Here is an 11347-nt window from a genome sequence, read left to right on the forward strand (position 1 = left end):
AAGCTTGCACCAAATAGTGCTAGAAATGGGGTGGACGATGGGACTCGAACCCACGACAACCGGAACCACAATCCGGGGCTCTACCAACTAAGCTACGCCCACCAAAGAATTAATTATTTTTTTTGGGGTAACTTCAGTACTTTTTACTCCGCCTTAGTCTTCTGAAAACGCGCCCGACAGGATTTGAACCTGCTACCATCGGCTTAGAAGGCCGATGCTCTATCCAAAATGAGCTACGGACGCACACTGTTAAGTTAAATGATTACGCAACTACACTTAAGGGTCAAGTTTAAAATTTGGAGGTCGAACTCAAAAAAACCACCATGAGACATGAGACTAATTTCTATTTTTCATTTCTTAACTTCTGAAATCGGGGTAGAGGGATTCGAACCCCCGACATCCTGCTCCCAAAGCAGGCGCGCTACCAGGCTGCGCTATACCCCGCAAACTTGAAGAAAGCAAAGCCATCACATACTACTGTCGATATTCAAATGCGTCAACAGAGATTCTTATTGAACCCAGTCCTTATTTATTTTCTCCACGAGGAGATTACAGAGACATACAGTTAATATAGGATTTAAAAGAGAATATTTGCTACTATACAGCAATTCAGAAACTGAAACCAAAGGGTATTTTAATGAGTAAGATCCAATATCTTATCGAAGATGCTTATCGTAACAAAGATGCATTTACTAGCGATAATACCCCGAATAAAATTCGCGAGGCTGTACATCAGACCATTGAGCTACTTGATCGAGGAGAAATTCGTATCGCAGAAAAGTGTAATGGACAATGGAATATTAATAAGTGGATTAAGATGGCTGTTTTACTTTATTTTAAAATAGAACCTTATAAAACTTTCAAGTCAGGTTATGCTTCCTTTTACGACAGAATTCCTTTAAAGAATGATCACCAAGCTGAATTCAGTGGAAAAGGAATTCGAATCGTTCCACATGCAATTATACGAAAAGGTGCTTATTTAGCAAGTAATACAGTACTTATGCCTAGTTATATTAATATTGGTGCCTACATCGATTCAGGAAGTTTGATTGACACCTGGGCGACAATAGGTTCCTGCGCTCAAATTGGTAAAAACGTTCATATTTCTGGTGGAGTAGGAATTGGAGGAGTACTCGAACCCTTACAAGCACATCCCACTATTATTGAAGATAATTGTTTTATTGGTGCTCGTTCAGAAATTGTAGAAGGTTTTATAGTTGGAAAAGGTGCTGTCATTTCCATGGGTGTTTTTATCGGACAAAGCACCCCGATTTATAACCGACTCACTGAAAAAATTACTTACGGACAAATTCCTCCCGGTTCTGTAGTTATACCTGGAAGTCTTCCTTCTCCGGAAGGGAATTATAATCGATATAGTGCCATCATAATTAAACAGGTAGATAAAAAAACTCGAAATAGAGTTTCTTTGAATAGACTTTTGCGTGAAAATTAAAATGAGCGAAACACTAAAACTCTTAAAACAACTCATCGAGTGCCCTTCTATCACACCTAATGATGCTGGTTGCCAAGATATTTTAATTAAGCACTTAGCCTGTGCAGGATTTCAATACGAACGTTTACCTTTTAAAGGAGTTAACAATCTTTGGGCGTGGAACGGTAAAAGACCTCCGCTTATTATCTTTGCAGGACACACCGATGTTGTTCCGCCTGGCGATGAAGCACAATGGCAATCTCCCCCTTTTATGCCAACTGAAAAAAATGGATATCTTTATGGTCGAGGAGCTACTGACATGAAAAGTGGATTGGCTGCTATGATTGTTGCAGTACAAAAATTTATTAAGCAATACCCCAACCACAATGGTACAATTGGATTCATCATTACAAGCGATGAAGAAGGCCCAGCAAGAAATGGGACTTGTAAGGTGTTGGAATATTTAAAAAAAAATAATATAAAAATGGATTATTGTATTGTTGGTGAAGCTAGCAGTATCAACCTCTTAGGTGATGCCATTAAAATAGGACGGAGAGGATCTCTATACGGAAATCTCACTATCTTCGGAAAGCAAGGTCATATCGCCTATCCTCATTTAGCCTATAATCCCATTCATTACTGTTTTCAAGCATTCGATGCTTTAACAAAAACTATTTGGGATCAAGGAAATGATTTTTTTACTCCTACTTCTTTTCAATTTTATAACGTTGAGGCCGATAGCGGGGCTGATAATATAATTCCAGCAACATTAAAAGCCAAATTTAATTTTCGATTTATATCTATTCATTCTTTAAAAAGGCTTCAAAAAAAATTTGAAACTATTCTTGACCAACATCAACTCAAATATGATATCCAATGGAACATTTCTAGAAAACCTTTTTTCAGCGGTAACGGCAAATTGGTAGCCATTACTCGACAAGCTATTAAAGAAATTTGTGAACGTGAAACCAAACCTAACACTTATGGAGGTACCTCGGATGGTCAATTTTTTGCTGCTGCTGGCTGCGAAGTTGTTGAATTAGGGCCTATCAATAAGACCGCTCACCACGTTAATGAAAATACTTCTATTGCAGATCTCGACACTCTTTCTAAGATATATTTTCACACTCTTCGGCGAATTCTTTCTTAATAATATTTTAATATCAAATAGTTATACTGAGTCAAGATAAATCTTATATGATTTGTATAAATAGTTTTTTTCAGTTAAAAAGCTATTTTTCAAAAATGATTATGGATGAAATGTAGATTCTAAAGACGTCTAAATAAAATTGCACTTATGGACATTCTAGTTTAATCTGAATCACTTTTACGTTATTGTGGATTTTCAGTACTCTGAAAAAGTAATTAGGAGAGGTGCTCGAGCGGTTGAAGAGGCACGACTGGAAATCGTGTGTGCGCTAAATCCGTACCGAGGGTTCGAATCCCTCTCTCTCCGCCAAATAGCTAAAGAATCGTACTGGAAAAAAGTATAAATTCTTGTGTACCAAGGTTTAAAATTTCAGAATATGCTACTATATACCAGTTAGTAGTCACAGAAGCCCCCTCGCGACAAATTCCTGTGAACCCCGCCAGGCCCGGAAGGGAGCAACGGTGACGGTAAATTTGGGTGCTAGAGAATAGTTTTTGTGGCTACTTTTTTTTGCTATAGGAATGGATAATGATTCATCAAGTCTTGGCGCGGAAATGGCGCCCTCGATGCTTTAAAGAAATAATTGGTCAAGTATTTGCCGTTCAGGCATTGAGTAATGCTCTTAATCAACAATACCTCCATCATGCCTATTTATTCACTGGAACTCGTGGTGTTGGTAAAACAACTCTGGGACGTTTATTTGCAAAATGTCTTAATTGCGAAAAAGGTATTAGCGCCAATCCATGCAATATCTGTGGAAATTGTAAAGAAATCGACTCTGGGTGCTTTCCCGATTTTCTTGAAGTAGATGCGGCCTCACATACAAAAGTAGAAAGCACTCGGGATTTGCTTGATGATATCCAATATGCGCCAACGAAAGGCTGTTTTAAAGTTTATCTAATTGACGAAGTGCATATGCTTTCTAGACATAGCTTTAATGCTCTGTTAAAAACCTTGGAAGAACCTCCTAGTCACGTGAAATTCATCCTTGCTACCACTGACCATCATAAATTACCGATAACCATATTGTCGCGCTGTCTGCAGTTTCACCTTATGCCTCTTTTACCGAAACAAATTGTTGATCATTGTCAGCACATTTTACAGAAAGAGAATATCGAATTTGAAAAGGCCGCACTTGATTTGTTAGCTCGAGCCGCTAATGGGAGTGTTCGCGATGCTTTAAGTCTTCTAGATCAGGGGATAGCTTATGGTAACGGTAAAGTTCTTGTTAATGATATGAAAATTATGTTAAGGATTATTGAGCCAACCTTGTTATTTGATATCCTAGAGGCTCTTGCTCAGAAGAAAGGAAATAATTTATTGAATTATACTAATAAACTAGCGCAACAGGGTGCCGATTTTTATAGTGCCTTAACCGAATTATTAGCATTACTTCACCAGATTGCTGTTATCCAAGTAGTTCCTAATGCTCAAATCGAAAATGATAACGAACGATTGCGTCAGTTAGCGAATCTTCTTTATTGCGAAGATGTACAGCTTTTTTATCAAATTGGTCTATTAGGGCAACGAGATTTACCTTATTCTCCAAGCCCGCAAATAGGATTTGAAATGACATTGTTGCGAATGCTTGCTTTCTACCCCGAATCGACGTCATCGAAAATTAAATCGGCGATTAAAAACGAACCATCTTACAAAACCTTCACCACTAGTTCAATGTCTCCCCATTACTCTTTATTTAAAGAATTTCAGTGGTATCAACTGTTACCCCAATTAAATCTTACAGGCGCTGCCCTTGCTTTAGCACAACAATGCAGTCTTAGTCAAAAAACTGAAACACATTTGCATTTAACTTTAAATCCTAAACAAAAACCATTTCTGCAAAAAAAACAGGTTCAGAAAATATCTGAAGCAGTAAGTAAATACTTTAATCGCACTATCGACGTGAAAATTACTGTCAATGGTAATTTCAGAGAAACTCCTTCTGCAATTACTGAAAAAATAGCTCAAAATCGACAATCTGAGGCAGAAAAAAAAATTTTGCGTGATCCACAGGTTCAGCAGATAATGCAAACTTTTGATGCAACTATAATACAGGAAAGCATTGTTTTACATAAAGAATGATGACTACCCAAATTAAGTAGGAAAGATTTTAACAATGATAGTCTTACCAGAAATCGATAATTGTTTATTTTAATCTGGCTAATACAAAACTAGTTAGAAAATTATATAATAAAACAATTCACATTATGACAGTAGCGACTTATAATTTCGAAGATGTTTAATGTAATGAACGTACATTACAAAAGATGGTATTGAAGAATTTAAATAGTGTGTTTGTGGGAGTTTGAAAAATTTGAGAGAAGCTATTCAAAAAGTCATCCAAACAAAGAGAATTGAACTTCTTGAAAATAAGCGTATCCTTGACGATATTTTCAATATTTCCATAAAAAAAGCTGATAAGGAGAAGGTTGATCTTAGTACATGCCTTTACAAAACAATAACTCTCTATCAAGACCAAGGAATAAATATTGTTTAGTCCACTGATAAAACAGCTTATAATTGAGCTCCAAAGCTTACCCGGTGTGGGACCAAAGTCTGCACAACGGATGTCTTTTCATCTTCTTGCAAAATCCAGACGAACCAAGGGATTAGCCTTGGCTAAATCTTTACAATCTGCTATTAATCAAGTGAGAGAGTGTCAATTATGCCGAATTTATACTGAACAAAATTTGTGTGATATTTGTTGTAATCCAAAACGTAATCCGGCACTCTTATGTATTGCTGAAAGTCCAGCAGATTTAGCTGCTATAGAGCAAGCTCAGATCTATTCAGGCCGTTATTTTGTGCTTCAAGGATGCCTTTCTCCTTTAGATGGAATAGGCCCTCAAGAAATTGGGATTCCTATTCTTCTTAATCGATTACAAAATGAATTTATTACAGAACTTATTATTGCTACCAACGCAACCATGGAAGGAAAAGCCACAGCACATTATATTGCAAATCATGTCGATCAGACTAAAATAAAGTGTTCACGCATTGCCCACGGTGTACCAGTTGGTGGTGAATTGGAGTATCTTGATGGCGGTACCCTAAGTCACGCTTTCCGTTCCAGAGTGCCTATTAAAAATCAAAATTAATTGAAGAGACAACAATGATGAATGACGAATTTAATTTCAATAATTTAATGAAAAATGCAAAAAAAATTCAAGAAATGATGCAGAAAGCGCAAGAGGAATTATCAAAAATTGAAGTTACTGGTGAATCCGGCGCTGGCATGGTGAAAATCACTCTCACTGCTCAACATGAGGTCGTAAAACTTGTGCTCTCTGATGAACTTCTAAAAGAAGCAAAAGAAGTTGTTGAAGATCTTATAAAAGCTGCTTTTAACGATGCCAACCAGAAAGTCATTAAAATTACTAAAGAAAAAGTAATGTCCTCTAACAGCCGCCTTTTTGATAGCAATAATGAATAAAAAATGAGCAAAATGAGAAACAATTCTAAATTAAATTAACTCTAAATTAATAAAGAAGTTCTTAGAACCGTGTTTACTGATTATATTGTGGTGATATCCTCCACAAGTTTCTCCTACGCCGAAAACTTGGTACTTTCTGCTCATCTCTGGTAATTCTATTATCTTAGACTATCAACTCTTTGAGTTTTTGGCCATGCATTTAATACTTCTTTTACTAGTGTGGCTAAAGGAATGGAAAAAAATACGCCCCAGAATCCCCAACAAATTCCACCAAAAAATAGAACCGACAAAATAATTACAATAGGATGCAGATCCATGGCTTCTGAAAATAGGAGAGGAACCAATAAATTTCCATCTAAGGCAATAATTGTAGCATAAACAATCATTAAATAAGCAAAATGCGCAGAAAAGCCCCATTGCATTAATCCTGCTATCATAATAGGAACTGTAATAATCACCGCACCAATATAAGGTACAATCACAGAAAACCCTAATAGTATTCCTAGTAAAAAGGCATATTGCAATCCTAATACCGAAAAAGCAATAACTGAAAAAAAACTAACAATAATTATTTCAATTACCCGCCCTCGAACATAAGCACCGATCTTTTGATTCATTTTATACCAAACAATTTGAATAAGTCCACGACGTTCTGGTAAAAAACGACTGAGCCAAACGCTCATTACCTCACCATCTTTCAAAAAGAAGAATACAAGTAAGGGTACTAACACGAAATAAAGAACAATCTCAATAATACTAGGAATTGAGGCTAATGAGAAAGATAAAATAAATTGCCCAATTCGAGCTGATTGCTGATGTAAATAGACAGCGAAATCAGTGGTCGGATCAGCAGGAAATAATTTTGGGTAATGATGCGTGAGTTCAATTATCCACTCTTGGCCTTTAGTAATAGCTCGAGGAAATTCATGCACCATACTAGTCAGCTGTTTCCACATTAATGGCAATAAACCAAAAAGAGCGAGTATAAAAAGACCTAAGAAAAAGAGATAAACCACACTGACAGCAAGCCAGTGTGGAAATCGCCATTGTTTCAACCATCGCACTGGTGAGGAAAAGAGATAAGCAAGCACTATACTTATTGTTATCGGTAACAAAAATTTTCCGAAAAATTCGATTAATAAAAACCCGAAAACCAAAGTGAAAAACAACGCCAATGCTTCAGGATCCGAAAAATGACGGACGAACCAGTTAGAAATACCACGCAAAATGGGATTTTTATCACTATGCATCAACTTTTATCTCTCTCATACTTTCAAGCATCGCTATCGCTGCATTTACTGCTTCAACTCCTTTATTACTTCCTCTTTTACCGCACCCTGCTCGGGCGAAAGCTTGTGCTTTATTTTGCGTAGTCAGAATACCAAAAATAACAGGAATCTCATATTCTAAAGCTACTCGTTGACATCCCGAGCTTACTTGTTGACAGACGTAATCGTAATGGTTAGTTTCTCCTCGGATTACTGCTCCCAAGCATATAACGGCATTATACAATTTAATTTTTGCCAGTTGTTTTGCCATTAATGGAATTTCTACAGCTCCTGGTACCCAAATTTTTTTAATTTGATCTTCTTTAACTCCAAGCTCCACTAAACGGCCTAAGGCTCCAGATAATAATTTTTCTGTTACTACTTGATTAAATTGGCTAATCACAATAGCTAATTTAAGTAGATGTATCATTTAATCGCTTCCTCTGTTAAATTTAACAAGTGACCTAGTTTCTTTCGTTTTGCTTTTAGATAGCTAATGTTATCGCATGTCGGCGTTGCTTCTAAAGATACGCGTTCAGAAACTTCGATTCCGTAACGGCTTAGATCTGCTACTTTGTTAGGATTATTAGTTAACAAACGAACTTTCTGTACTCCAAGAATTCGTAATATTTGCGCTGCTAACCCATAATCCCGCAAATCCGCTTCAAAACCAAGGTGATGATTCGCTTCTACTGTGTCTAAGCCTTTCTCTTGTAAAGCATAGGCTTTTATTTTATTTCCTAAACCAATACCACGACCTTCTTGACGTAAATAAAGCAAAATTCCTCCTTGAGTAGAGATTTCATCTACAGCGACTTTCAATTGCCAACCACAATCACAACGGGAAGAGCCAAATACATCGCCGGTTAAGCATTCTGAGTGAATTCGTACTAAACAAGGTTTATCTATTGTCTTTTTCTGATTAATTAAGGCTACGTGTTCTAACTTATCGATCCGACCGCGAAAGATTTTAATTGTATACTTACCCCTATTTTTAAGAGGTAATGTTGAAGCAGAAATTTCATCAATCAAAATTCCATAATTAATACGATATGTGATCAAATCATGAATACTAACAAGTGGAATCTGATGGCGTTCGGCAAATATTTGTAAATCAGGCAACCGTGCCATACTACCATCTTCATTTAAAATTTCACATAAAACGGCAGCTGGTTTCAAATCTGCTAAACAGCATAAATCGATACTTCCCTCGGTATGCCCTGGTCGAGCTAAGACTCCCGCGTTTTTCGCTTTTAATGGAAAAATATGACCGGGCATGACAATATCATCAGGACCACTTTTCTCATCGATAGCGATACGGATTGTTCGAGCTCGATCTCGAGCTGAAATTCCTGTTGTAACGTCATAAGCCGCTTCAATAGACACTCCAAAAGGAGTTTGATAACGAGATCGATTTCGGCTAGTCATCATAGGAATATTCAATCGCTCAAAATCGCTAGCCATCATTGGTAAACAAATTAAACCTCTTCCATACTGAGCCATAAAATTAACCTGGTCAGCTGTAACATGTTCAGCAGCAACAATCAAATCGCCCTCATTTTCGCGCGATTCATCATCAACTAGAATAACCATTCTTCCTTCACGTAAGGTCCTTAAAGCTATTTCGATACTATCAAACGCTTTTTTCATTAGATATTATCTCCCGCGTTGTTTGAGCAACAATTTTTGCTATTAAATCAAATTCAACATTCACCCAACTACCTATTATTAAATCCTTTAAATTTGTTTTCTCCAAAGTGTGAGGAATCAACATTACCGAAAAAGTATCTCTCATCACATCGTTAATGGTTAAGCTCACTCCATTTATTGCTACACTACCTTTTTTTATTAAAAAAGGTTGAGTCTCTTTTAAGACGCCTTCAAAAGTCATCTGAGTGAATTTAGCCTGTTTTTCTTTAGAGTTTAGTATAACGGTTTGATCAACGTGTCCTGTAACAAAATGCCCACCCATTCGGTCCATTAACCGTAAAGCACGTTCCAAATTCACCCAACTACTCACCTTATAGAAGCGCGCAGAAGTACATTCTAAAGTTTCAGAAGATAATTCACAGAGGAAACTTTTTGATTTCGCTTCTACAACCGTCACACAAATACCATCTATTGCAATGCTTTCTCCGATCTGTAAATCGAGAAATTGCGTCTCGATATGCATCACTGCCCGTTTCGAAAACATCTCAATGGACTGTATCTTCCCGCAATGATCAGAAAGGCCCGTAAACATCTCTTCAATCACATCACCAAATTAAAATATAGAATAGTACTGATATTCAAGACAAGACGTATTAAAATAATAAACAGAGGACCCGCACAACGCTGGCTGGCACTTTATCGCCTCTTCCATTTTAACTCTAAATATAGATCGGGTTTTAGAATTTAATTTAATTATTTAATCATTTAACAATAGTACCGACTCTTATATTCTCTCAAACTAATATAGAACTGTGGAACTCACAGGCTCATTCCACTTTAGAGAGAAAACCGGGAGACTCTGTACCCCTTTTTCCCCTCTCCACTTTATAAAGACCTTTTTCCGCGTAATACAGTAACAAATCTGATTAGGAAGTCAACTATATTGATAGTATAGACTAAAATAGCATCTAGTACGCTAATGAAAATTTCAGATTTAACAAAATCTAATATCACATATCACATCATCTCCAATCTGACGCCATTGGATGTGATGTCCTTGAAAATTAAATGGAATTTGAAAAGCAGAGATCGCTTGATTGCCTAAAATCTTGGGAGTAATATAAATTAAGGCGCGCTGGATTAATTTTTTGTGTAAAAAGGACTGGAAACATTTTCCACCTGTTTCTACCCAGAGAGTGTGCATTCCGTGCATTCCAATCGTACTTAACACTTGATCAAGATCTAAACCTTCTCTGTTCTTTGTTATTTCAATGCAATGGATATTTTTCTTGGCGAGGGCTTTTTTACGTCGCTTCTCAGCAGATTTTTTATGAAAAATAAATAATTTTTCAGAAGATTGATGCACACGTGCATTTAACGGTAGTCGCAGGTTAGAATCGAGAATATAAATCGGCTTTTTTATTGTTTCATTGACAAGACGCACATTTAACTGAGGATTATCATATAATATTGTATTGATTGTGGTGAGAAGTGCATCGCTTTTTTTTCGAAATTCATGAGTATAAAAATTTAATTCTTTTCCTGTCAGAGAGATAGGCTTACCTTTGATCCCCGCAGTTTTGCTATCCAAACTAAGTGCCAACTTAGCAGTTATCCAAGGTCGCTTGTTAGTTATCCAATAGGAATAATTTTCATAAAAGGATTTGATTTCAGGTAGCTCTATTAAAAAACAATTGATTCCTGCCTCTTTTAGTGCTTGAGCTCCTTTATTAAAAACGTTTGGATTGGGATCAGAGAAACCATAGTAAACTTCTTTTATTCCAGTTTTTATAATTAACTCTGTGCAAGGTGGTGTTTTCCCGTAATGACAGCAAGGTTCCAAAGTTACATACAAATTTGCTCCTTTTGCATCTTTGCCAGCAGAATTAATAGCTTCTACTTCTGCATGAGGAAGCCCGCTCCTTTTATGGAAGCCTGTAGAAATGATTTTATTATCTTTAACTAAAACGGCTCCTACTGCTGGGTTGGGCGCACAAAATCCTTGTCGAATTGCAGCGAGCTTTAATGCTTGTTTCAGAAATGCAGGATTATCCATTAACATGTAAAGAAGTAGATAATAAAAACTCGTTTGACGATTTTATCCTTTCTGGATTCAATTTCTCACGTAAGCTTAGACAAATCAATATGTATTGATAAATCAATCAATACGGAATAATGTCTATCGTCTTTTTGCATTATTGCAGAAAGTAGACGAAAAAATAGGGATCTAAAGACTGTAGACAAATAGTTTTCTAAACCATAAAGCCATTTTTAGTTCAACATTAACGCCTAAATTTAATTCCCTTACTCAATTGAGTATATAGTTATTGTATACTTAAATTTATTTTATATATTCAATAAACCCTAATATGAACTTACAAGAAAAGTCTATATTGAAACTTCACCCCCTATAT

At 36.4% G+C, this 11347-nt stretch carries 10 protein-coding genes, 4 tRNA genes and 1 other RNA gene; 7 read left to right on the forward strand and 8 right to left on the reverse strand.

What is annotated here, in order from left to right:
- Nucleotides 1-26: 26 nt before the first annotated feature.
- From ONG85_RS00145 to ONG85_RS00155, 3 genes are all read right to left on the reverse strand, one after another.
- Nucleotides 27-102 (reverse strand) — tRNA-His (locus ONG85_RS00145).
- A 66-nt stretch (nt 103-168) separates the two neighbouring features.
- Nucleotides 169-243 (reverse strand) — tRNA-Arg (locus ONG85_RS00150).
- Between the two features lie 127 nt (nt 244-370).
- Nucleotides 371-444 (reverse strand) — tRNA-Pro (locus ONG85_RS00155).
- A 193-nt stretch (nt 445-637) separates the two neighbouring features.
- On the opposite strand from ONG85_RS00155, the gene dapD reads away from it, so the two are divergent.
- From dapD to ONG85_RS00190, 7 genes are all read left to right on the forward strand, one after another.
- Nucleotides 638-1453 (forward strand): 2,3,4,5-tetrahydropyridine-2,6-dicarboxylate N-succinyltransferase, encoded by an 816-nt coding sequence (gene dapD, locus ONG85_RS00160; protein WP_264435573.1) that lies wholly within the window; start codon nt 638-640, stop codon nt 1451-1453.
- 1 nt (nt 1454) lies between these two features.
- The gene (gene dapE / locus ONG85_RS00165) at nt 1455-2582 is read left to right on the forward strand and encodes a succinyl-diaminopimelate desuccinylase (protein WP_264435574.1); all 1128 of its coding nucleotides are present in this window, start codon (nt 1455-1457) and stop codon (nt 2580-2582) included.
- A gap of 218 nt (nt 2583-2800) precedes the next feature.
- A tRNA-Ser gene (locus ONG85_RS00170) sits at nt 2801-2891 on the forward strand.
- 94 nt (nt 2892-2985) lie between these two features.
- Nucleotides 2986-3082, forward strand: an RNA gene (gene ffs / locus ONG85_RS00175) — signal recognition particle sRNA small type.
- A 28-nt stretch (nt 3083-3110) separates the two neighbouring features.
- Complete coding sequence (gene dnaX, locus ONG85_RS00180) at nt 3111-4664, forward strand: DNA polymerase III subunit gamma/tau (protein ID WP_264435575.1); 1554 nt, start codon at nt 3111-3113, stop codon at nt 4662-4664.
- Nucleotides 4665-5071: 407 nt separating this feature from the next.
- Entirely contained in the window at nt 5072-5680 is a 609-nt protein-coding gene (recR, locus tag ONG85_RS00185) for a recombination mediator RecR (RefSeq protein WP_264435576.1), read from the forward strand.
- Nucleotides 5681-5697: 17 nt separating this feature from the next.
- Complete coding sequence (locus ONG85_RS00190) at nt 5698-6015, forward strand: YbaB/EbfC family nucleoid-associated protein (RefSeq protein WP_406566710.1); 318 nt, start codon at nt 5698-5700, stop codon at nt 6013-6015.
- Between the two features lie 158 nt (nt 6016-6173).
- Here the strand turns inward: ONG85_RS00190 and ONG85_RS00195 are convergent, their stop codons facing one another.
- From ONG85_RS00195 to ribD, 5 genes are all read right to left on the reverse strand, one after another.
- On the reverse strand, nt 6174-7265 hold the full coding sequence (locus ONG85_RS00195; RefSeq protein WP_264435578.1) for an AI-2E family transporter: 1092 nt from the start codon (nt 7263-7265) through the stop codon (nt 6174-6176).
- On the reverse strand, nt 7258-7713 hold the full coding sequence (gene ribH / locus ONG85_RS00200; protein WP_264435579.1) for a 6,7-dimethyl-8-ribityllumazine synthase: 456 nt from the start codon (nt 7711-7713) through the stop codon (nt 7258-7260). Before ribH ends, ONG85_RS00195 begins: the two co-directional genes overlap by 8 nt.
- A complete protein-coding gene (gene ribB, locus ONG85_RS00205) occupies nt 7710-8933 on the reverse strand; it encodes a 3,4-dihydroxy-2-butanone-4-phosphate synthase (protein WP_264435580.1) in 1224 nt (407 codons plus the stop codon). Before ribB ends, ribH begins: the two co-directional genes overlap by 4 nt.
- Complete coding sequence (locus ONG85_RS00210) at nt 8917-9537, reverse strand: riboflavin synthase (RefSeq protein WP_264435581.1); 621 nt, start codon at nt 9535-9537, stop codon at nt 8917-8919. Before ONG85_RS00210 ends, ribB begins: the two co-directional genes overlap by 17 nt.
- Before the next feature lie 390 nt (nt 9538-9927).
- A complete protein-coding gene (gene ribD, locus ONG85_RS00215) occupies nt 9928-10989 on the reverse strand; it encodes a bifunctional diaminohydroxyphosphoribosylaminopyrimidine deaminase/5-amino-6-(5-phosphoribosylamino)uracil reductase RibD (RefSeq protein ID WP_264435582.1) in 1062 nt (353 codons plus the stop codon).
- Nucleotides 10990-11347: the final 358 nt, after the last annotated feature.

This window comes from Coxiella endosymbiont of Dermacentor marginatus, assembly GCF_907164955.1.
Taxonomy (GTDB): Bacteria; Pseudomonadota; Gammaproteobacteria; order Coxiellales; family Coxiellaceae; genus Coxiella.